At 34.9% G+C, this 21,139-nt stretch carries 23 protein-coding genes; 17 read left to right on the forward strand and 6 right to left on the reverse strand.

Annotated features, from left to right (window positions below; translation table 11 throughout):
• Nucleotides 1–101: 101 nt before the first annotated feature.
• From ACLBXA_RS16400 to ACLBXA_RS16415, 4 genes are all read left to right on the forward strand, one after another.
• Complete coding sequence (locus ACLBXA_RS16400; RefSeq protein ID WP_001183916.1) at nt 102–590, forward strand: cytochrome c biogenesis protein CcdC; 489 nt, start codon at nt 102–104, stop codon at nt 588–590.
• 298 nt (nt 591–888) lie between these two features.
• Complete coding sequence (gene putP, locus ACLBXA_RS16405) at nt 889–2,367, forward strand: sodium/proline symporter PutP (RefSeq protein WP_000687593.1); 1,479 nt, start codon at nt 889–891, stop codon at nt 2,365–2,367.
• Nucleotides 2,368–2,707: 340 nt separating this feature from the next.
• A complete protein-coding gene (locus ACLBXA_RS16410; protein WP_000163260.1) occupies nt 2,708–3,646 on the forward strand; it encodes a ring-cleaving dioxygenase in 939 nt (312 codons plus the stop codon).
• A 24-nt stretch (nt 3,647–3,670) separates the two neighbouring features.
• The gene (locus tag ACLBXA_RS16415) at nt 3,671–4,279 is read left to right on the forward strand and encodes an alpha/beta hydrolase (protein WP_000975496.1); all 609 of its coding nucleotides are present in this window, start codon (nt 3,671–3,673) and stop codon (nt 4,277–4,279) included.
• 43 nt (nt 4,280–4,322) lie between these two features.
• Here ACLBXA_RS16415 and ACLBXA_RS16420 read toward each other — a convergent pair whose 3' ends face one another.
• Complete coding sequence (locus ACLBXA_RS16420) at nt 4,323–5,855, reverse strand: BA3702 family sensor histidine kinase (protein ID WP_000087650.1); 1,533 nt, start codon at nt 5,853–5,855, stop codon at nt 4,323–4,325.
• Between the two features lie 236 nt (nt 5,856–6,091).
• On the opposite strand from ACLBXA_RS16420, the gene ACLBXA_RS16425 reads away from it, so the two are divergent.
• Complete coding sequence (locus tag ACLBXA_RS16425; protein ID WP_000800779.1) at nt 6,092–6,463, forward strand: VOC family protein; 372 nt, start codon at nt 6,092–6,094, stop codon at nt 6,461–6,463.
• A 19-nt stretch (nt 6,464–6,482) separates the two neighbouring features.
• Here ACLBXA_RS16425 and ACLBXA_RS16430 read toward each other — a convergent pair whose 3' ends face one another.
• Nucleotides 6,483–7,292, reverse strand: coding sequence for a YitT family protein (locus tag ACLBXA_RS16430; RefSeq protein WP_000251344.1), 810 nt, complete (start codon nt 7,290–7,292; stop codon nt 6,483–6,485).
• 126 nt (nt 7,293–7,418) lie between these two features.
• Here ACLBXA_RS16430 and ACLBXA_RS16435 point away from each other — a divergent pair, with 126 nt between their 5' ends.
• From ACLBXA_RS16435 to ACLBXA_RS16445, 3 genes are read left to right on the forward strand one after another with little or no spacing between them, the layout of a single operon-like run.
• On the forward strand, nt 7,419–8,240 hold the full coding sequence (locus tag ACLBXA_RS16435; RefSeq protein ID WP_002162635.1) for a protein phosphatase 2C domain-containing protein: 822 nt from the start codon (nt 7,419–7,421) through the stop codon (nt 8,238–8,240).
• A 15-nt stretch (nt 8,241–8,255) separates the two neighbouring features.
• Complete coding sequence (locus tag ACLBXA_RS16440; protein ID WP_000403998.1) at nt 8,256–8,708, forward strand: peptidoglycan recognition protein family protein; 453 nt, start codon at nt 8,256–8,258, stop codon at nt 8,706–8,708.
• A gap of 19 nt (nt 8,709–8,727) precedes the next feature.
• Nucleotides 8,728–8,976, forward strand: coding sequence for a DUF2164 domain-containing protein (locus tag ACLBXA_RS16445; RefSeq protein WP_000981064.1), 249 nt, complete (start codon nt 8,728–8,730; stop codon nt 8,974–8,976).
• Nucleotides 8,977–8,998: 22 nt separating this feature from the next.
• On the opposite strand, the gene ACLBXA_RS16450 is transcribed toward ACLBXA_RS16445, so the two are convergent.
• Together ACLBXA_RS16450 and ACLBXA_RS16455 are read right to left on the reverse strand one after the other, a co-directional pair.
• Nucleotides 8,999–9,211 (reverse strand): CsbD family protein, encoded by a 213-nt coding sequence (locus ACLBXA_RS16450; protein ID WP_000160410.1) that lies wholly within the window; start codon nt 9,209–9,211, stop codon nt 8,999–9,001.
• Nucleotides 9,212–9,373: 162 nt separating this feature from the next.
• Complete coding sequence (locus tag ACLBXA_RS16455; RefSeq protein ID WP_136804239.1) at nt 9,374–10,186, reverse strand: GNAT family N-acetyltransferase; 813 nt, start codon at nt 10,184–10,186, stop codon at nt 9,374–9,376.
• A 101-nt stretch (nt 10,187–10,287) separates the two neighbouring features.
• Between ACLBXA_RS16455 and ACLBXA_RS16460 the strand changes: the two genes are divergently transcribed.
• The 6 genes from ACLBXA_RS16460 (at nt 10,288) to ACLBXA_RS16485 (ending at nt 16,867) form a co-directional block, all read left to right on the forward strand.
• A complete protein-coding gene (locus tag ACLBXA_RS16460) occupies nt 10,288–10,542 on the forward strand; it encodes a hypothetical protein (RefSeq protein WP_003260719.1) in 255 nt (84 codons plus the stop codon).
• Nucleotides 10,543–10,984: 442 nt separating this feature from the next.
• Nucleotides 10,985–11,773, forward strand: a complete 789-nt coding sequence (locus ACLBXA_RS16465) for a helix-turn-helix domain-containing protein (protein ID WP_000505609.1) — start codon at nt 10,985–10,987, stop codon at nt 11,771–11,773.
• Between the two features lie 168 nt (nt 11,774–11,941).
• Nucleotides 11,942–13,555 (forward strand): long-chain fatty acid--CoA ligase, encoded by a 1,614-nt coding sequence (locus tag ACLBXA_RS16470; protein WP_136804238.1) that lies wholly within the window; start codon nt 11,942–11,944, stop codon nt 13,553–13,555.
• Nucleotides 13,556–13,678: 123 nt separating this feature from the next.
• Nucleotides 13,679–14,254 (forward strand): biotin transporter BioY, encoded by a 576-nt coding sequence (locus tag ACLBXA_RS16475; protein WP_447617320.1) that lies wholly within the window; start codon nt 13,679–13,681, stop codon nt 14,252–14,254.
• A gap of 65 nt (nt 14,255–14,319) precedes the next feature.
• Nucleotides 14,320–15,783: an acyl-CoA synthetase gene (locus ACLBXA_RS16480; protein ID WP_079245825.1), complete on the forward strand. Its 1,464-nt coding sequence runs from the start codon at nt 14,320–14,322 to the stop codon at nt 15,781–15,783.
• On the forward strand, nt 15,776–16,867 hold the full coding sequence (locus tag ACLBXA_RS16485) for an acetyl-CoA C-acyltransferase (protein WP_097825798.1): 1,092 nt from the start codon (nt 15,776–15,778) through the stop codon (nt 16,865–16,867). Before ACLBXA_RS16480 ends, ACLBXA_RS16485 begins: the two co-directional genes overlap by 8 nt.
• 8 nt (nt 16,868–16,875) lie before the next feature.
• On the opposite strand, the gene ACLBXA_RS16490 is transcribed toward ACLBXA_RS16485, so the two are convergent.
• Nucleotides 16,876–17,457, reverse strand: a complete 582-nt coding sequence (locus tag ACLBXA_RS16490) for a DUF6434 domain-containing protein (protein ID WP_001247749.1) — start codon at nt 17,455–17,457, stop codon at nt 16,876–16,878.
• A 104-nt stretch (nt 17,458–17,561) separates the two neighbouring features.
• On the opposite strand from ACLBXA_RS16490, the gene ACLBXA_RS16495 reads away from it, so the two are divergent.
• On the forward strand, nt 17,562–18,005 hold the full coding sequence (locus ACLBXA_RS16495; RefSeq protein ID WP_000432582.1) for an NUDIX hydrolase: 444 nt from the start codon (nt 17,562–17,564) through the stop codon (nt 18,003–18,005).
• Between the two features lie 44 nt (nt 18,006–18,049).
• Here the strand turns inward: ACLBXA_RS16495 and ACLBXA_RS16500 are convergent, their stop codons facing one another.
• Entirely contained in the window at nt 18,050–19,252 is a 1,203-nt protein-coding gene (locus tag ACLBXA_RS16500; protein ID WP_017763506.1) for a serine-tRNA(Ala) deacylase AlaX, read from the reverse strand.
• A 137-nt stretch (nt 19,253–19,389) separates the two neighbouring features.
• Here ACLBXA_RS16500 and ACLBXA_RS16505 point away from each other — a divergent pair, with 137 nt between their 5' ends.
• Both ACLBXA_RS16505 and ACLBXA_RS16510 read left to right on the forward strand, forming a co-directional pair.
• Nucleotides 19,390–19,797 (forward strand): hypothetical protein, encoded by a 408-nt coding sequence (locus ACLBXA_RS16505; RefSeq protein ID WP_000965134.1) that lies wholly within the window; start codon nt 19,390–19,392, stop codon nt 19,795–19,797.
• A 69-nt stretch (nt 19,798–19,866) separates the two neighbouring features.
• Nucleotides 19,867–21,105 (forward strand): MDR family MFS transporter, encoded by a 1,239-nt coding sequence (locus ACLBXA_RS16510; RefSeq protein ID WP_002082353.1) that lies wholly within the window; start codon nt 19,867–19,869, stop codon nt 21,103–21,105.
• Nucleotides 21,106–21,139 lie beyond the last annotated feature (34 nt).

The following is a 21,139-nucleotide window of genomic DNA, read 5'->3' on the forward strand; positions in this document are numbered from 1 at the left end:
ATATGTAAGATTTTTCAGAGGAATAATCATATTGTTTGGAAAAATTAGGAGTATAATAGGGAAGTGTTTTTAAAAATGACTATTTTTAGGGAGAGATTTACTTGCAGCAAGGTTCGTACAGTATTACAATTTTTTTACTCGTCATAGGGCTCGTTATATTTAGACGCATGCGTTCTATGAATCGACCAATTAAAAATAAAGGAAGACGATTACTATTGCCATTATTCTTCTTGTTACCAGGTTTTTCTTTATATGCTGCACCGATACAACTTGTTGGTTGGCAAATTGGTATAGCTGCTGGGATCGGTCTGTTATTGTCAATTCCACTTATTATTTTAAGTGGGTATGAAGTTAGAGAAGATGGCCAAATTTATGCGAAAAAAAGTATCGCTTTTATTGCTACATTTTTAGTTATCGTTCTTTTACGTGCTTATTTTAGAAGACATTTACAAGGTTTAGATCCAAAGTCAATTGGCATTCTTTTCTACACTCTTGCGGTTTGTTATATAGTACCCTGGCGTATTGGATGCTATATGAAATTTCGTAAAGTATATGTAGAGAAAGAGAAAATTGAGATGTCAATAAGCTAAAAGTCATACATTTGTATGGCTTTTTCTTTTAAAATTTATCGGGTAAACGAATGAAAATAAGGTGTGAAAAAAACATCGTTTAATTTTCTGAATATTTTTACTTGAATTTCTTGAAAAATCATTGTAATCCACTGGGATAAAGGCGTTTATAAAGGTTTTCACATGTAATGAAAAGTGCTCGTTCACTTGAAAGAACAAAAAATGTTTGTTAAGGTAGGGAACCATAAGCGAATACAAGAAAATAGAAAAAGTCATTTTTCGAAATTTTGAATGGCTTATGGGCTAAGGGAGAGATTTGGTGAAGATTGAAATTATGGTTTCGCTTGCTATTTATATGGCAGGTATGTTGTATATCGGATATTGGTCTTATAAGAAGACATCCGATTTATCAGATTATATGTTAGGCGGAAGAGGACTCGGTCCAGCAGTTACAGCTTTATCAGCTGGTGCTTCTGACATGAGTGGTTGGATGCTAATGGGATTACCTGGTGCGATGTATGCAACAGGATTATCAAGTGTATGGATTGCGATAGGTTTATTAATAGGTGCTTATGCAAACTATTTAATCATTGCCCCGCGTTTACGAACGTATACAGAAGTGGCAAATGATTCAATTACGATTCCAGACTTTTTAGAAAATCGGTTTAAAGATCGTACGAAAATACTTCGTTTTGTCTCCGCTATCGTCATTTTAGTATTTTTCACATTTTATGCGTCGGCTGGTTTAGTTTCAGGTGGACGTTTGTTTGAAAATTCTTTTAACCTTGATTATAAAATTGGTTTATTTGTAACAGTGGGTGTCGTTGTTGCGTATACACTATTTGGTGGTTTTCTAGCCGTAAGTTGGACGGACTTTGTGCAAGGGTGTATTATGTTTATTGCGCTTGTACTAGTGCCAATTGTTGCTTTTACGGATGTCGGTGGTGTAACAGAAACATTCAATACGATTAAGCAAGTTGATGCATCACATTTAGATATGTTTAAAGGGACTACAATACTTGGTATTATTTCATTTTTAGCATGGGGTCTTGGGTATTTTGGTCAACCACATATTATTGTCCGCTTTATGGCAATTACCTCTATTAAAGATTTAAAAACTTCTCGTAGAATCGGTATCGGTTGGATGACGATTTCAATTATAGGTGCAATGCTTACTGGTCTAATTGGTATCGCTTATTATGCTAAAAATAATGCGACATTACAAGATCCAGAAATGGTCTTTGTAACATTCTCAAATATTTTATTCCATCCATACATTACAGGATTTTTATTATCAGCTATTTTGGCTTCGATTATGAGTAGTATTTCCTCACAATTACTTGTTATTTCAAGTGCAGTAACGGAAGACTTTTATAAAACATTTTTCCGTCGTAACGCAAGTGACAGAGAACTTGTATTTATCGGTAGATTATCAGTATTAGTAGTAGCTATGATCGCAGTTGTTTTAGCGTATCATCCAAGTGATACAATTTTAACACTTGTAGGTTATGCCTGGGCTGGATTCGGTTCAGCATTCGGACCAGCTATTTTATTAAGTTTATATTGGAAAAGGACGAATAAGTGGGGCGTTCTTGCAGGTATGATTGTTGGTGCAGTAGTTGTTATAGCATGGGTACAAATTCCAAGTTTAAAAGCGACTATGTATGAAATGGTACCTGGATTCTTCTGTAGTTTATTAACTGTTATCGTTGTAAGTTTATTAACGAAAGAACCCGTTAAGGCAGTTCATCGTGAATTTAATGAGATGGAAGCAGTGCTGGAAGAGGAAACGAAATAATTAGCGAAGAGAGTAAACGAAACTGGCGTTTACTCTCTTTTTATTTAAAATGAAAATACGGAATTCGTTGACAACTAAAAGTAAGTAACTTATAATAAATTTGAGTTCAAGATAATTTATGTTATGAATACAGATTTTAAATAGAGTAAATATTTTTTGAGAATTATCTCGAATTTGAGATGATTTTGATAAAGTAGACATTCAAGTGTGATATTATAATTAATATCTCGAATTCGAGATAAGATTATAATGACGGATTTTACTTTTCAGTATGGACAAAATGAATAATGAGTTTTAATGAATAAAAGTTTTTAAAATGAAATAAAAAGGGGCGGAGAAAATGACAAAGAAAACGATGGGAATTCACCACATTACAGCAATCGTAGGACATCCACAAGAAAATGTAGATTTTTATGCTGGTGTATTGGGGTTACGTTTAGTGAAACAAACAGTGAATTTTGATGATCCAGGTACGTACCATCTTTATTTTGGAAATGAAGGAGGAAAGCCTGGAACAATTATTACGTTTTTCCCATGGGCAGGTGCTCGTCAAGGTATTATTGGAGATGGTCAAGTAGGAATTACGTCTTACGTTGTACCAAAAGGTGCAATGGAGTTTTGGGAAAATAGATTAGAAAAATTCGATGTTTCGTATACAAAAATGACTCGTTTTGGAGAACAGTATTTAGAATTTGATGATCCGCATGGTTTGCATATAGAATTAGTTGAAAGAGAAGAAGGCGAATTAAATAATTGGAGTTTTGGAGAAGTTACACCAGAAGTAGCAATTAAAGGGTTTGGAGGTGCTGTTCTTTTATCTGCACAGCCTCAAAAAACAGCTGAATTGTTAGAACATATTATGGGTCTTGAGAAAATTGGAGAAGAGGGTGAATTTGTTCGATTCCGTTCTTCTGCTGACATTGGAAATATTATTGATTTGAAATTATCAACAATCGGTCGTGGCCAAATGGGCGTTGGCACAGTTCATCATATTGCTTGGAGAGCGAGTGACGATGCAGATCAGCTAGACTGGAAAGAGCATATGACTCGTTTTGGATATCACGTAACTCCTGTACAAGACCGAAATTATTTTAACGCGATTTATTTTAGAGAACATGGTGAAATCTTATTTGAAATTGCAACAGATCCTCCTGGTTTCGCTCATGATGAATCGTTAGAGACGATGGGTGAGGAATTAAAGTTACCGGAACAATATGAACAACATAGAAAACAGATTGAACAAACGCTTTTACCATTTGAAGTGAGAAATTTAGATTAAAGTGATTGAAGGGGGAAAAGGATTATGATGAAACATGTTTTTCAAAAAGGAAAAGATACGTCAAAACCAGTGTTGTTATTACTTCATGGCACAGGTGGTAATGAATTAGATTTACTATCACTTGCAGAAATAGTTGATCCGGAAGCGTCGGTATTAAGCGTTAGGGGAAATGTGTTAGAGAATGGGATGCCGCGTTTCTTCCGCCGATTAGCAGAAGGCATTTTTGATGAAGAGGATTTAATTTTCCGTACGAAGGAATTAAATGAATTTTTAGATGAAGCGGCTAAAGAATATAAATTCGATAGAAATAACATTGTAGCTATCGGTTATTCGAATGGGGCAAATATCGCAGCAAGCTTATTATTCCATTACGAAAATGCATTGAAAGGTGCTGTGCTTCATCACCCAATGGTACCAAGAAGAGGAATGCAATTAGCAAATTTAGCAGGGAAATCTGTGTTTATTGCTGCTGGGACAAATGACCCAATTTGTTCATCAGCAGAGTCCGAGGAATTGAAGGTACTATTAGAAAATGCAAACGCGAATGTAACAATACATTGGGAAAATCGAGGGCATCAATTAACGATGGGTGAAGTAGAAAAAGCAAAAGAGTGGTATGACAAAGCATTTTAAAAAAGAAGCATCTGCTAACGATTAGCAGATGCTTCTTTTTTATTTAAGACTGGATTGCAAGATGAGATGAAGAAAGTGGTAGCTCAATATCAACAATCGTACCTTTATTTAATTCGCTTGAAATGTGTAATTTACCATGATGTTCTTCAATTATTTTGTAACACATCATTAATCCTAGTCCTGTGCCTTTTTCTTTTAAACTATAAAAAGGTTCGCCTAGACGGGAGATACGATCTTCTGGAATGCCACAACCTTCATCGATAATTCGTATTAAGATGAAATTATCCTCTAATGGTTTTGTTTGAATGAAAATATTTCCGCCATTTGGCATCGCTTCTATCGCATTTTTTAATATGTTTATAAAAACTTGTTTTAATTGGTTACCGTCACATTGAATATCATATACGTAATCAAAATGATCCATGATGATATGAACGCTATGCATAATTGCAGTCGGTAAAATAAATGTAACTACCTCTTCAATTAAAGTTTGTATGTTACAAGTTTGGATAGATAATACTTGTGGCTTAGACATCGCCATAAATTGACTCGTGATGGATTCCATTTGTGAAATCTCACTTAACATAACATCGATATACCATTTTTGCTCCTCATTTATTTCAGGGAGGAGCAACGTTAGAAAACCTTTTAGAGAAGTGAGTGGATTTCGAATTTCATGGGCAATTCCAGCTGTCAGTTGTCCGACTACTGCGAGCTTCTCAGATTTTCGTAATAACTTTTCAGTTTCTTTTAGCTCAGTAACATCTCTCCCCATCACGATAAGACCTTTGCGAGAACCGTCAGGATGATAAAGCGGGACTTTTGATATACTTAAGATTAGATCGAAATCATCTCTATGTATAATAAATTCCTCGCCATGAAGAATTTGTCTTTGTTGCCATGCTAGTTCATCAATTTCTTCACAATGTAAAAAAGCTTCTCGGTATGCTTCATTATATTGAATGAGTTCGCTATCTTTTTTCCCATGGTAAGGTACATGATGGAAATTGAAGCAAGAAAGTGCGTAGTCATTTGCCTCAAGCCAGCGCCCTTCATGATCTTTAAATATAACAAAGGCAGGCATGGAGTTTACTAATGTACGTAATCTCTTCTCACTTTCTTTTAGCATATTCTCAATTCTTTCTGATTTTTCAAGCGGCTTCATAATAGCATATACGCCAGTAAGACGATTTTGAACAAAAATAGGAACTAGTTTTGTCACAACATCTAATAAGAATCCATTTTTATGATAAATAGATAAGATATACTCTTGTTGATTATCCGCTTCAGTATTCTTTATATTTTGTAATACTTGCTCAGAAATATGGGCTTCTAAAATAGAGGTAATATTTTTCTGTTCTAATTCTAAAGAAGTGTAACCTAATATTCTTTCGGCAGAAGGATTTATATGTAGAATAACTCCTTCTAAATTTAATGAAATAATACTATCAGGATTGTGTTCGAACAGAGATGCGTACATTTCTGTTAATGAACGATCTTGTATATGGTTTCGCAAACGTCTAGAAATGTTCGGATGACGTTTTTTTTGAGTTGGTGAATATTTTTTACGACTCATAATAGTTCCTCCGTACAAATAGCATCTAAAAAGATTTGTCTATTCATAACTATAATATAGATGTAATGTGTATTTCTATAAAAAATGGAAGTTATAGAATAAATTTTGTTTTTTTTATTTTTTGCAAGGTGAATGCAGGATGTTAATAAGGGGAGCTTATATTGTTTTATAAACCTCTTGTAAGTTACAGACGGCTGTTTTCCGTATAACATTAGGGTAGAGGAGGGGGAGAGAAAATGAAAAATTATATTCAAGGGATTAATCACGTGCAAGTAGCTGCACCTGTAGGGTGTGAAGAAGAGGCGCGTGATTTTTATGGGAATACAATTGGTATGGAAGAAATTCCAAAGCCAGAAAAGTTGAAAAAACGAGGTGGATGTTGGTTTAAATGCGGAAATCAAGAAATCCATATTGGTGTGGAGCGGAACTTTACACCAGCTAAAAAGGCTCATCCAGCTTTTTATGTGAATGAAATTAATGAATTTAAGCAAACACTTATAGAGCAAGGTGTTAAAGTGATTGATGATTATGCACGGCCAGATGTAATTCGATTTTACGTGTCAGATCCATTTGGAAACCGAATTGAATTTATGCAAAATAAAGACTAGGTGGATTCCCACCTAGTCTTTAACTTCTTCTGAAAAGTCCTAATACTTCTACAGTTTCTGTAATATTAACGAATGCATTCGGGTCGATTTCAGAAATTGTTAGTTTCATACTTGCTAATTCTTCACGAGAAACGACGGTCATAAGTACACGCTTTTTCTCGCTTGAATAAGCACCTTCGCCATCAAGTAACGTTATTCCACGTACAACAGTTGAAAGAAGTTGTTTTTTCATTTTTTCTGCTTCATTTGTTACAATCATAAGTGTAACTTTACGATGTTTTGTATGAACAGCATCAATTACTTTACCAGTTACATAAATTGAAAGTAAGCTTGTAAGTGCAACATCCCAGGTGAAGAAGAATCCTGCGATTATTACAACGACTGCATTTAAAATAATAAGGAATCCGCCAAGTTTAATGTCTCGCTTGCGGGATAAAAGCATACCGATAATATCAAATCCACCAGTGGATCCATTACAGTTAAAAACAAGACCAATACCAGCTCCGGCGATGACACCTCCGAAGATAGAAGATAACAATGGATCTGTTGCTACGACTTTTACTGGAACGTAGTATAATGCAACAGATAATACAACTACAGAGACAACTGTGTTAAAAATTACTTTTTTTCCAAGACCTATGTACCCTAAAATAAGGATAGGTAAGTTTAATACAAAGTTAATAATGCCTGTGTTTACAGGGGTTACAATTCCTAAAATAATAGCAATTCCGCCAATTCCACTACTTAAAATTTTGTGGGGGATAAGGAAAAGATTAAAGGCAACCGCAATAATAATAGAACCGATAATAACACCAAGGAATCTGACCATTTCTTTCCCGTCCTTCACTGAAAAATTCATATTATTTCAAGATTATATATGATATTGAAAGTTTTGGGTAAAAACAGTTTATTTCGGTAAATTAGATTAATCAAAAGAATTTGAGTATTTTATTATTTGAAAGGGGATACAGTTGTGAAGATAAAAACATATCAACAGAAAAGCCCGTTGAAGCAAGAATGTGAGGATTCTTATTTTTGTAATAAAGAAAAAAAGATTTATGGTGTATGTGACGGTGCAACACCACTTGTCCCGTTTGGTGATGAAAATGGACATAATGGAGCATACATCGCTTCGCATTTATTTGCAAGTTATTTTACTTCATTACGAGAGAATCATAGGTTACGATTTGCAGTTGCAAAAGCAAATGAAGCATTGCAAAGCAAAATGTTGGAATATAAAGTAGATACGAGAAAGAAAGATCATTTGTGGTGTACATGTATTGCGGCAGTTCAAATAGATGGTGAGAAAATTGAATATGCGCAGCTTGGGGACTGTATGATTGTCGCAACTTTTCAAAATGGAACGATGCAAGTATTAACGAAAGACACAGTTAAAGGAATTAGTAACCGAGCAAAAAGGAAGAGGGAAGAAGATCGTAAGAAAGGTTTATCTGTCCCGGAGGAACATGTTTTTCAAGATGTTCGAGAACAGTTAAAGTACAATCGTTATCTTGCAAATATGCCAAATGGTTATTCAGTTGCAAATGGAATGAAAGAAGCGATACATTATTTACAACATGGTGAATTACATATAGATGAAGTGAGTGGAATTTTTATTTGTTCAGACGGGTTATTTCACCCAGATTGGCCACTCGAACAAACAGTTGCATATATAAGAAAGAATAGTATAAACGAATATGTAGCAATCATTGAAGAGCTGGAAGGGGAAAAGAGAATAAGACCAGATGATAAAACGATTATTATGATTGATTTTTAAGAGGAGGCAGTTCAAATGGAAATTAAACGTGTCAATCTAACATTTCAAGATGAATTAGTTCCTTTAGAAAAAGTAAACAAACTGATTATTCACCATACAGCTGAAGATGGATGGGACGTGTATAAAACGCATGAATTTCATCAAACTGTAAAAGGGTGGAGTGGGATTGGTTACAACTATTTTATCGAAGAGGACGGAACTGTAGTGGAAGGACGAGGTTTACATATTGGAGCGCATGCGAAAGATCATAACCGCCATACAATTGGGATATGTATGACGGGAAATTTTGATAAATACGATCCAACTCCTGCACAAGTGAATGCATTATATTCTTTATGTAAAATATTTATGAAGCAATTTGCTATAAAGAAAGAGAATATACTCGGTCATAGGGAGTTAGAAGGAGTTACAAAAAGCTGTCCTGGTAATCGTTTTTCTATGGTAGAGTTAAGGAAGATATTATCTTAAATATAGAGGAGTAACAACGATGATGAATATAAAAATACCAAATGATAAAAAAGAAGAGCTTGTAGCACAAATTCAGCAATTTTTCATGGAAGAAGATTTAGATGAAATTGGACGTTTCCAAGCAGAGCGTTTAATAGAAGAGATGATTAAATTAGTTGGACCATTTGCATACAATCAAGCAATTGGAGATGCAAGAAAGCTTGTAAGTGAGAAATTAACGAATATTGAAGAAGATTTATACGTGTTAGAGAAGAATGAAGGAAAATAAAAAAGAGCCGATGGGCTCTTTTTTATTTTTCTTTCTTATGTTCTTTATATTCATGTACTTTTTCTTTCACATTACCAACTGTATCTTTAGCAGTGCCTTTCACCTTATCCCATTTTCCTTCAGCTTGTAATTTCTTATTGTCAGTTACTTTCCCAACAACTTCTTTTACTTCACCCTTTACCTTATCAATAGCACCTTCTACTTTTTCTTTTAAACCATGATCATGTTTAGTCATACATTTCTCCTCCTTGTAGTTTGATTAGAATTCTCTTTTCATAGTGCAAGTTGAATGATGTATCTAGTAATAGCGTAACAAATATAGTTTGAATATTCAAATGATTAATAGGATAGAAAAGAAAGTGTCATAAAATTGTAATGAGAAGAGAAAGAATGTAAATTACATGTCTTTTGCAGTCCATATTGATTTCGTATAAGCAATTTTCATATGGGCACGTTCCATATTATTTTGACTGCTGCTACCGAACTTTGCTTGTCCAACTACTAAGTTACAGTTGGATTCAATAGCCGTCTCTATTCGTTTTTGAATTAATGCAGTATGACAGCCTTTACGCTGAAATTCTGGCAAAGTAGCAGAAGCAGCTAATGATGCAATCCCATTATTTATATACAGGACACCAATACCCGCAGGAGTGTTTTGAACTTCGGCTATGAAAAAATGCCAGCCAGGTTTATTGTAGAGAATTTCGTTATTTTGATGGACGCCATCTTTTGTAAAGGATGGCATGTTAAATCCGCGTACGTATATGTCTGCAAAAATATGAAATTCATTTTCTTTTAGTTCGCGTACTGAAATGTTAGAAGGAAGAAGGGAAGGGTCTTCTCTCGGTATACTATATAAAGCGGTATGGAAGCTGGATTGGTAAAATCCTCTTTGAGATAAGTATTGAAATAATTTGGCTGTACCTTGAGCGGGTGTAATTTCAAAACGACAAGGGATTTGTAGCGATTGATAATAAGAGACGATTTCATCTACCTCATCTGTATTTGTAAATGTAATACCTTTTACCGTATTAAAAGCTGGACCAGCAATTATTTTTGATGAAAAGGCAGTGGCACTCCCGAACTTTTTCATTTGTACTTGCATTGGATTTTCAGCTAATGCTTGTAATGCTTTTAGTCTAGAAGAGAGCATATGTATTTCTGCGTTTTCAATTTCTGTGGCTATATCGAGTGTTATAACAGTAGTCATAAAATTCCTCCATTAATAAATATATTTCATGGTATATATACGATTTTTGTTTTGAGATTCCTGTTGAAATGTGAGAGAATAAGAGGTTTTTTGGAAGGGAAATGGAAGTGAGCTGTCGAAGGGAGTGGAAACAGATTAAAGGTGGTGCTCTCATGAAACAAAAAGCCGTGCAGGCATGCTCTAATTGTGGTTCTCAAAACATAGGAGAAGGTGAGTTTGTCGGATATGCACAAATACGGAAAAAGGAAACGATGTTCACATCTTCACCGGTGGATGCTTATATTTGTACAGATTGCGGGAATATCCTTCTATTAAAAGTACGACATTATGAAAAGTTTAAGCAGAAGCCGTTATGATTATTGGGAAGTGACTTTATTAGAAAAGTTAATAAGAGTAATATTTTACATATATATGAGTATGCCTCAGATAAAGAGATGAAAACATATACTGTACATGGTTCGTTATATGACACATAAAAATATATAGAAGAAATTGTGAGGCAGTAGGAGGAAGAAAAAACAGCTCCTCTTGGAATATTTCATATTTAAAACTCCTTTAAATGAATAAAGGAGTTTTTTGTTTTTTTATAACAATAATTACCTTTAATTATTATAATTGGTTATTGAGAGAGGTGGTTTATTAACGCCATAATCATAGAAGAATAATAGCTAAATCGTATACAAAACTACTATATAACACATTCGCAACCGTAAGTTGACAAAGTGCAACCGCGGGAAGATAGAGATAAAGGCAATGTTTACATACAATTTAGGTAAGAAAACAAAGGGGGACACACATATGGGATTTGGTGAAAAGCTTTTTAAATTAAGAAAGGAAAAGGGCCTTTCTCAAGAAGCATTAGCTGAAAAATTAAACACAACAAGGCAAGCGGTTAGTAAATGGGAAAACGGTCAAGGTTTTCCTGAAACTGAAAAGTTAATAATGATTGGAAATGTATTTGAAGTATCACTTGACTATTTATTAAAAGAAACTGCTGAGCAAAGTAACGAAAAGGAAAATGGTTATTATGTAAGTAAGGAAATGGCAGAAGGGTATGTAGTGTATGGACAAAAAATTTCTAAATATATTGCATTAGGATTTAGCTTGCTTATTTTATCTACAATACCGTACTTATTATTTAAAGAAAATGCAACAATGTCTACGTTTCTTGTCATTATCATTGCAGTGCTTGGGATCGGAGCAATGATGGCACCTGTAACGATAGAAGAGAGTCGATACAATGTATTGAAAAAGGAAGAACTACTATTTGATCAAAACTTTCTAAAAGAATTGACAAAAAGATATGCGACTATTAAGAAGAAGTATGCGTCAGTAGTGATCGTTGGATTTTGTTTTATTGCAGCAGGAGCGATTCCGTTTTTGTTTGAGAAAAAGCATATAACTTCAGGAGAATTAGTGCAGTATTACCCTTATTGTGTTGTACTTATTGCTATCGGAGTTTATCTTTTTGTACGTGTGTTAGGAGTGTTAGAGACGTATCGGATTTTAGTAGAAAATAAGGAATACAGTAATCGTTTTATTTTTAAATTGAAAAAGAAAGTAAGGAAAAAGGTAGATAGTTTATAAAAAATAAAAAACATGTTTCGAATCAATGTATTCAAAACATGTTTTTTATCGTTCTGAATTATTTCCAAAGAAATAATTCAGAAAATACAGAAAAATGTCGTAATCATTTGTAGAAGTCTGTTATAATGAACGAAAAATAAAAACGCTTTAAAGGGGGATATAACCAATATGATGATGAATGTACCGCTAACAATTAGTTCTATGATGGAAAGAGCAGAAAAACTGTTTTCAAAGAAAGAAATTGTTTCACGGACACATGATACAGTTACGACGTTAACGTATAAGCAGTTAGGTGAAAGGACGAGAAGGCTTTCTAGTGCGTTAAAAAAATTAGGAATTAAAGAAGGCGAGCGTATAGGAACGTTAGCGTGGAATCATCATCGACATGTGGAAGCTTATTTTGCTATTCCTGGTATTGCTTCTGTTTTGCACACAATTAATATTCGTTTATCTCCTCAACATATTTCATACATTATTCAGCACGCAGAAGATCACATTCTACTTATAGATGAAGATCTCGTACCACTCGTTGAAAATATTCAATCACAATTATCAACTGTACAAGCCTACATTATTATGACTGATAAAGATGAACTTCCAAATACTACGCTAGAACCTGTATATCATTATGAAAAACTATTAGAAGAAGGCGATCCAAATTTCCAATTTGTAAAAGATATTGATGAAAATACACCTGCTGGTATGTGTTATACGTCAGCGACTACAGGGAATCCAAAAGGTGTTGTATATACGCATCGTAGTACTGTACTGCATTGTATGGCACTCGGTTTAGCGGATACAACTGCTTTATCGGAAAGTGATGCGGCGATGGCAATTGTACCGATGTTCCATGTGAACGCTTGGGGACTTCCTTTTGCAGCTACTTGGTTTGGAACTAAACAAGTTCTGCCAGGACCAATGTTTACTCCAAAAATTTTATTAGAGATGATCCAAGCTGAAAAAGTAACGATAGCAGCAGGTGTGCCGACAATCTGGCTCGGTGTATTACAAGAATTAGAAAATAATAGTTACGATTTATCTAGTATAACGAGAATATTATGCGGTGGTGCTGCTGCACCGAAAAGCGTTATTAAAGCATTTGAACAAAAATATAATGTTCCTTTCGTACATGCATATGGTATGACTGAAACAAGCCCACTCGTAACACTTGCACGTTTAAAAAGTTATGAAACAGAATTATCATATGAAGAGCAATTAGAAATCCGCTCAAAACAAGGATATCTTGTCCCTGGTGTAGAGATGAAAGTAGTCGGTACAAACGGTGAAGTGAAGTGGGATGGTACTGAGATGGGAGAGTTATGTTTACGAGCACCTTGGATTGCTGAAAGCTATTATAACGATGATCGTACTGTCGAAGGATTCCGAGACGGTTGGTTATATACTGGTGATGTTGTTACAGTTGACGAGGAAGGCTGCGTGAAAATTGTTGATCGTACGAAAGATGTTATTAAAAGCGGGGGAGAATGGATTTCCTCAGTTGACCTTGAAAATGCTTTAATGGCACATGATGCTATATTTGAAGCGGCCGTTGTTGCAGTTCCACACCCGCAGTGGCAAGAGCGTCCAGTTGCCTGCGTTGTACAAAAGGCAAATAGCACTGTTACAAAAGAAGAACTATATGAATTTTTAAAACCACAGTTTGCAAAGTGGTGGTTACCAGACGATATTGTATTTATGCAGGAAATTCCGAAAACATCTGTTGGGAAGTTTTTAAAACAGGCGCTTCGGAAAGAACTTGAGCATTTGCATAAGGAGAAATAATTGAAAAAATAATTGTAAACCTATATTTAAAATAAGTTGACAAATGCTAAATAGAAAGATAATATAACTCCTATAATATGTTATCTAAAAATCGTTTTAAGTTTACAAATAGGAGAAGCAAATATGAATACAAAAAACTTAGTTTTCGTCGCTTTATTTAGTTCTATTATGGGAGTGTTAGGGTTAATACCTCCAATTGCTCTTGCTATTACACCAGTTCCGATTACATTACAATCACTCGGTGTTATGCTTGCTGGTGGATTGTTAGGATCACGTCTTGGTGCGTTAAGTCAGCTTATTTTCTTACTTATTATTGGAGTTGGGGCACCATTACTTGCAGGTGGACGAGGTGGTCCAGGTATATTTGTTGGGCCAAGCGCAGGATATTTACTTGGTTATATTGTAGGAGCATTTGTTATTGGTTATTTAATTGAGCGTTTACGTGAAGTTTCTATTATAAAAGTATTATGCATTAATATAATTGGTGGTATTTTCGTAGTTTATGTATTTGGTATCATTGTACAAGCATTCGTAATGGATATTTCTATATGGCAGACGATGAAAGTGAGTGTCGTATTTTTACCAAGTGATTGCATAAAAGCGATTATAGCAGCAATTCTTGTAACGAAATTACATCGTTCATTGAAACATATTATTACGCCTGCTCTAAAGAGTGGGAAATATACAAATGCGGGATAAGAAAGAGAAGAAACACGTTCATTGCGTGTTTCTTTTTATTATTTTGTAAAGAAAGGACGTCTCAAATGGGGATTACAAAAGAATATAAAAAGTATGCCTCTTTACTATCAAGTAAAATAGCAATAAAGGAAAATGATCGAGTATTAACATATAAAGAGTGGTTTGAGTCAGTATGTAAAGTAGCAAACTGGTTGAATGAAAAAGAATCGAAGAATAAAACGATAGCAATTGTATTAGAAAATAGTATGGAGTTTTTACAACTATTTGCTGGGGCTGCGATGTCTGGATGGGTTTGTGTGCCGTTAGATATAAAGTGGAAAGAGGATGAGCTCAAAGAAAGAATTGCAATTAGTAATCCGGATGTGATTGTGACAGAGCGATATAAGGTAAATGATCTACCGGATGAAGAAGGAAGAGTAATTGAAATTGATGAGTGGAAAAGAATGATAGAGAACTATCTTCCTACATATAATCCTGTAGAAAGTTTACAAAATGCTCCTTTTTATATGGGATTTACATCAGGATCAACAGGAACAGCAAAAGCATTTTTACGTGCACAACAATCGTGGGTTCATAGTTTTGATTGTAATGTACATGACTTTCATATGAAAAGGGAGGATTCGATTTTAATAGCTGGGACGCTCGTTCATTCTCTTTTCTTATACGGGGCAATAAGTGCATTATATGTAGGGCAAACGGTGTACATTATGAGAAAGTTCATTCCAAATCAAGTACTAGATAAGTTAGAAACTGAAAATATATCAGTTATGTATACAGTTCCGACAATGCTTGAATCTTTATATAAAGAAAATAGAGTAATAGAAAATAAAGTGAAAATTATTTCGTCAGGAGCGAAATGGGAAGCTGAAGCGAAAGAAAAAATAAAGAATATATTTCCTTATGCGAAAAGATATGAATTTTATGGTGCATCAGAGTTAAGTTTTGTAACAGCACTAGTCGATGCAGAAAGCGAAAGAAGGCCAAATTCAGTAGGAAAACCTTGTCATAATGTGCAAGTTCGAATATGTAATGAAGCAGGAGAAGAAGTACAGAAAGGCGAGATAGGAACTGTTTATGTGAAAAGTGATCAGTTTTTTATGGGCTACATATTGGATAAGGTTTTAGTTCCAGAGTTGACTGCGGATGGCTGGATGACAGTGCGAGATGTAGGTTATGAAGATGAAGAAGGGTTTATATATATAGTAGGTAGAGAGAAGAATATGATTTTATTTGGAGGAATTAATATTTTCCCAGAAGAAATAGAAAGTGTATTACATGAACATACAGCTGTTGATGAAATAGTTGTAGTTGGCGTGAAAGATAGTTATTGGGGTGAAAAACCTGTCGCCATCGTAAAAGGAAGTGCTACGAAGCAACAATTAAAAAGTTTTTGCTTACAACGATTATCCTCGTTTAAAATACCGAAAGAATGGCATTTTGTAGATGAAATACCGTATACAAATAGCGGGAAAATCGCTCGTATTGCAGCAAAAAATATGATTGAAAACCTAGAGAAAATATATGAATAGAGCGGTTATTGTAGAAGCAAAAAGGACACCTATTGGTAAGAAGAATGGGATGTTGAAAGATTATGAAGCTCAGCAATTAGTAACGCCGCTTCTTACGTTTTTAAGTAAAGGAATTGAGAGAGAAATAGACGATGTCATGTTAGGGAATATTGTGGGGCCGGGAGGGAATGTTGCGAGATTATCTGCTTTAGAGGCGGGACTTGGCTATCATATTCCTGGTGTAACGATTGATCGGCAATGTGGTGCTGGTTTAGAAGCAATTCGAACTGCGTGTCATCTCATTCAAGGCGGGGCAGGTAAGTGTTATATCGCCGGGGGAGTAGAGAGTACAAGTACGTCACCTTTTCAAAAAAGAGCACGATTTTCACCTGAAACAATTGGTGATCCTGACATGGGAGTAGCGGCTGAATATGTTGCGGAGCGTTATAACATAACGAGAGAAATGCAAGACGAGTATGCTTGTCTTAGTTATAAGCGGACACTGCAAGCGTTAGAAAAAGGATATATACATGATGAAATATTTTCTTTTAATGGATTATTAGATGAATCTATAAAGCTAGAAATGAATTATGAACGAATCATTAAAAGAACAAAGCCCGCATTTTTACAAAATGGAACAGTAACGGCAGGTAATTCGTGCGGTGTAAATGATGGAGCATGTGCCGTTCTTGTAATGGAAGAGGGACAAGCCCGAAAGTTAGGTTATAAACCTGTCCTTCGTTTCGTTCGTAGTGCTGTAGTGGGAGTGGATCCCAAGCTTCCAGGGACTGGTCCGATATTTGCGGTGAACAAATTATTAAACGAAATGAATGTAAAAGTAGAGGACATCGATTATTTTGAAATAAATGAAGCATTCGCCTCAAAAGTTGTTGCTTGCGTAAAAGAGTTACAAATTCCGTACGAAAAAGTAAATGTAAATGGTGGAGCAATTGCGCTCGGTCATCCGTACGGTGCATCTGGTGCTATGCTTGTAACACGTTTGTTTTATCAGGCACAAAGAGAGTCTATGAAATATGGAATTGCTACATTAGGAATTGGAGGCGGGATAGGGATTGCGCTATTATTTGAGAAAGTAGAAGACTAGCGAGGTAACTAGTTTTCTACTTTTTGAGGAACATAAATATTGCTACCAGGCTTCGCTTTCATTTCGTTCCAAGCAGCAATCGCATCAGCTTTTGCTTTCCCTTTATTATTTGGATCTTCGAAAAAGTCACGAGTAAAGCGATTGTATTCAAATTGTGCACCGATAGTTGTTTTGTATGTAGGGTCTTTTTTTCGTTCGTTTTCTTCATGCCAAAAAGCTACCGCGTCTTCATATGTTTTTCCAACATTCTCTTTGAAAAATTTTTGAAGAGCTACTGTAAAGCGGAAGTTTGTTCCGATTTTTTCTTTGAAAAAAGCACGAACATCTTCGCTACAGCGGTGATTGTTAGTAATAATCGTTTGAAGAGAAAGGTCTTTATAAGAGAGGGAAGCTTTACGCACTTTTTGCCCAGAGCTGTTTTTTAAGACTTTCCCCGTAGTTAAATAATGTGAGATACAATCGGTTATTTCAATCTTAGAGCCGCTAGCTGGCAACCCATTCTCACGACAAAATGTTTGGAGTTCTGCTTTTAACCAATAATAGTTTTGGAAATCTTCAAGTGATATAGACTTTGTTAAAGGTGGACGCATGAATGTAACAACTACTTTCTTCCATAATTTTCTTCAATTATAAAACGTACGTTCTTTTTATGGAAGGGGTAATTTGTAAATATAATGGGAAGAGGAGATTACATATGGAAAATGTAATGCAAGTTCGTGTTACGGGAATTTTAATTGAAGGTGAAAAATTATTGCTAGTAAAGCAAAAAGTTGCTAATAGGAATTGGTCTTTACCTGGAGGAAGAGTGGAGAATGGTGAAATGTTAGAAGAGGCGATGATTAGAGAAATGAGAGAAGAAACGGGATTAGAAGTTAAAATTAAGAAGCTACTCTATGTTTGTGATAAACCGGATGCCAGTCTATCTTTATTACATATTACATTTCTACTTGAAAAGCTTACAGGGGAAATTATGTTACCCTCTAATGAATTTGATCATAATCCAATTCATGATGTGCAAATGGTACCGATTAAAGATTTAAGTCAATATGGTTTTTCGGAAACTTTTATCACTCTTATAAGTGAAGGTTTTGCAAGTGCAGGGAGTTATCAAGGCTTGAAACAAAATATTGGTTTGTAAGTATAGAGTAAGGATAGCTGTTAGCTATCCTTACTAAAAATGCTTTACACCGCCGACTGTAAAGAAGAAACAAGCTGATTTAAAAATTCATCTCCGCTCATAATTGCTCTCCCGCCACCGCGAGCACTCTTCTTATTTCCGCCACCTTTTCCTTCGATTGTAGGAAGAGCGTCTTTTAAAAGAGCATTCATATCGAGTGATACTGATTTTCCGCAAGCGAGAATACATTGTAGTTTGTCATCATTTTCGATGACGAAATACGTAATTGCATGCTCTTGTTGTTCTGTAATAATAGCGGAAAGCTTTGCGATTTCTTGCATAGAACGATTTGTAAATACTTTAGAAATAAGTATGTCAGCATGAATTTTTATGGGCTGTAGAAGTAGTTCATTTGCCTCTGCAAATAATAATTTTTCATTCATTGTTTGTATTGCTTTTTCATTTTCTTTTTGAGAAGTAAGAAGTTGTGCTACTTTTGCTGGGATATCACTCTCGCTACTGTTTAATTGTTTAGAAACATCTTTCATAATTTGTTGTTGTTTGCCCATTAAATTTAGTGTGCGCCAACCAGCGATAAATGTTAATCGTATGCCACCTTTATTGCGCTCCCACCCTAGTACTTGAATAGGACCTACTTCACCAGTTCGTTTCGGATGCGTTCCACCACAGCCGTTGTAGTCAAAGTTTTCGATAATAACAACCCGTATATTTTCTGTTATAGTCGGTTCTTTACGAAGGGGGAATGTTTTCGCTTTTTCTAAGTTCATCCATTCGATATGGATTTGATGGTTTTCGAAAACAATTTTGTTGGCAATGTTTATTGCTTTTTCAACCGTTTCTGTATGAAGATTTTCTATTTCTAAATCAATTGTTACCGTTTCTTTACCAAGGTGGAATCCAATCGTAGGTATGTTAAAATGATCCCAAAAAGCAGCAGATAAAATGTGCTGAGCCGCATGTTGCTGCATATGATCAAAACGGCGCTCCCAATTGATTTTACCTTCTACTTCTTCTGTATGTAATTTTTCTACAATGAAGTGACGAATTTCCCCATGTATCTCTTCTACATTGATTACATCGATATCATTTAATGTGCCAGTATCATGCGGTTGTCCGCCACCTGTCGGATAAAATGCGGTCTCGTTTAAAACGACGTATAAGTTACCGTCTTTATCATAATCTTGCTTTATAATTTTTGTAGTAAAGTCTTGCTTATAAGCGTCAGTGTAATATAATTTTTGCTCCAATTTTCTTTCCCCTTTCGCGTTCACTAGTTTCATTGTAAAGCAATTGAAATTAGTTTCCTAATATTTCAGAAGAAAGAAACTATTTTTAGAATTTTCTTGCTATAATAAGAAAAAGAAAATGCGGGGGTGGAATGAATATGTTATATGAAAACGGTGTAGATAAACTTCTTAGTTTAAGTAAAAATATTTCTGAATTGTATCGAGAATTAAATGAAATGACCCGGATTTTAACGGATTGTAATCGAGAAAGTGTGAAGTTTGATCGGTTATATGTAAAAGAGTTACTGTGGAAGAAAGAAGATGTAATAGAGAAATATGACCAGCTACTTGTGCAACTTTGTATAAATGAATGCTTTGATTTAAAAAGTGTCATTACAGGGGAATATAAGTATACATATGAAGAAGTAGAAAACATAGTTTTACAATTTAATGAAAAGTATAATGTCGCAATCTTAATTAAAGATGTGTGTAAAGAATTACAGTTCACATATGGAATTGATATGGACATAACGAGAACAACTCGGGTATCAACAGCTCAAGTATAGAAAAAGGAAAAGAAAGCAGATCCTTTGCTTTCTTTTTTTTATGTAAGAACGGGGAGAGTAGGTTTAGTGATGAAGGGGAAGTTACAAAATATTCATCCGTTAGGAATGACAATTATAATAGGGACTTTATTTGCGAGGTTCGCCACGTCAATGAGCATTCCTTTTTTAGCAATTTATTTAACGACTGTTAAAGGTGTATCAGCTGGAATGACAGGTGCTATTATCGGAACGAGTGCACTTGTTGGTGTTTTTGCTAGTTTTATCGGAGGGAATTTATCAGATCGATTTGGCCGGAAAACGATTATGCTCTGGTCCATGATTGTTTGGATTTTTGTGTTTATAGGTTTTTCACTTGCGGATCATGTTTTAAGTTTCTTTTTATTAAACGCTTTAAATGGATTATGTAGGTCGTTTTTTGAGCCAACATCAAGAGCATTATTATCAGATTTAACGAAACCAGAGTATCGTTTACTCGTATATAATTTGCGTTACGGTGCAATCAATGTTGGAGTGGCGATTGGCCCTCTTGTCGGATTACAGATTGGAAGCGCAAAATCTACAATTCCTTTTTTAGTAGCAGCTGGAGTGTACATTCTATATACAGCTATATTAGCATTCCAATTTAAGAAGTATCCAATTGAAAAAAAGAAAATAAATACAGAAAAACCTGTCACAATGTTAAATGCAATTCGCATTTTGCGAAAGGATGTCGTATTTTTAGTTGCTTTAGTCGGTATTATTTTGAGTAATTGTGGTTTTTCTCACTTAACGACAACAGTATCTCAATATTTTGCAAATGCACATATATTTCAGGATGGAGTGAAATTATTTTCATATATGTTAGCTTTAAATGCGATTGTTGTAGTGATTATCCAATACCCTGTTATTCAAATGTGCAAAAAGTATACACCGTTAACATCAATTATGGTGGGGACTTTATTTGTAAGCGGAGGATTATTTGGCTTTGGAATAGTAGAATCTATGCTAAGTGCTGCCGTTTGTACAATTATTTTTACAATTGGAGAAGTCTTAATGTTTTCGATGACGGATGTATTTATTGATGATATTGCTATTGCGCATCTAAAAGGAACATACTTCGGTGCGATGGGCTTTTCGGGAATTGGAGCAGTAATAGGTCCGTGGTTTGGAGGAGTACTTCTCGACTACTACGGCTACCAAAATGGGTTTGTAGTATTTTCAGCACTAGCTATATTTTCAACTGTGGCATTTCCTGTGCTTTTAGTTACAAAAGGTTTATCGAAAAAAAGATATGATGCAAATTCTAATATAGAAATGCATGCGAAATAACATAAGCCCCAGTAACCAACTGGGGCTTAGTTTA

It is taken from the genome of Bacillus sp. D48C (assembly GCF_053345735.1).

Excerpts from the sequence above, each read along its gene's own strand:
- ACLBXA_RS16410 (WP_000163260.1), top strand. The coding sequence starts at position 2,708 with ATGACAAAGAAAACGATGGGAATTCACCACATTACAGCAATCGTAGGA.
- ACLBXA_RS16415 (WP_000975496.1), top strand. The coding sequence starts at position 3,671 with ATGATGAAACATGTTTTTCAAAAAGGAAAAGATACGTCAAAACCAGTG.
- ACLBXA_RS16420 (WP_000087650.1), bottom strand. The coding sequence starts at position 5,855 with ATGAGTCGTAAAAAATATTCACCAACTCAAAAAAAACGTCATCCGAAC.
- ACLBXA_RS16425 (WP_000800779.1), top strand. The coding sequence starts at position 6,092 with ATGAAAAATTATATTCAAGGGATTAATCACGTGCAAGTAGCTGCACCT.
- ACLBXA_RS16430 (WP_000251344.1), bottom strand. The coding sequence starts at position 7,292 with ATGGTCAGATTCCTTGGTGTTATTATCGGTTCTATTATTATTGCGGTT.
- ACLBXA_RS16440 (WP_000403998.1), top strand. The coding sequence starts at position 8,256 with ATGGAAATTAAACGTGTCAATCTAACATTTCAAGATGAATTAGTTCCT.
- ACLBXA_RS16445 (WP_000981064.1), top strand. The coding sequence starts at position 8,728 with ATGATGAATATAAAAATACCAAATGATAAAAAAGAAGAGCTTGTAGCA.
- ACLBXA_RS16450 (WP_000160410.1), bottom strand. The coding sequence starts at position 9,211 with ATGACTAAACATGATCATGGTTTAAAAGAAAAAGTAGAAGGTGCTATT.
- ACLBXA_RS16455 (WP_136804239.1), bottom strand. The coding sequence starts at position 10,186 with ATGACTACTGTTATAACACTCGATATAGCCACAGAAATTGAAAACGCA.
- ACLBXA_RS16460 (WP_003260719.1), top strand. The coding sequence starts at position 10,288 with ATGGAAGTGAGCTGTCGAAGGGAGTGGAAACAGATTAAAGGTGGTGCT.
- ACLBXA_RS16465 (WP_000505609.1), top strand. The coding sequence starts at position 10,985 with ATGGGATTTGGTGAAAAGCTTTTTAAATTAAGAAAGGAAAAGGGCCTT.
- ACLBXA_RS16470 (WP_136804238.1), top strand. The coding sequence starts at position 11,942 with ATGATGATGAATGTACCGCTAACAATTAGTTCTATGATGGAAAGAGCA.
- ACLBXA_RS16475 (WP_447617320.1), top strand. The coding sequence starts at position 13,679 with ATGAATACAAAAAACTTAGTTTTCGTCGCTTTATTTAGTTCTATTATG.
- ACLBXA_RS16480 (WP_079245825.1), top strand. The coding sequence starts at position 14,320 with ATGGGGATTACAAAAGAATATAAAAAGTATGCCTCTTTACTATCAAGT.
- ACLBXA_RS16485 (WP_097825798.1), top strand. The coding sequence starts at position 15,776 with ATGAATAGAGCGGTTATTGTAGAAGCAAAAAGGACACCTATTGGTAAG.
- ACLBXA_RS16490 (WP_001247749.1), bottom strand. The coding sequence starts at position 17,457 with ATGCGTCCACCTTTAACAAAGTCTATATCACTTGAAGATTTCCAAAAC.
- ACLBXA_RS16495 (WP_000432582.1), top strand. The coding sequence starts at position 17,562 with ATGGAAAATGTAATGCAAGTTCGTGTTACGGGAATTTTAATTGAAGGT.
- ACLBXA_RS16505 (WP_000965134.1), top strand. The coding sequence starts at position 19,390 with ATGTTATATGAAAACGGTGTAGATAAACTTCTTAGTTTAAGTAAAAAT.
- ACLBXA_RS16510 (WP_002082353.1), top strand. The coding sequence starts at position 19,867 with ATGAAGGGGAAGTTACAAAATATTCATCCGTTAGGAATGACAATTATA.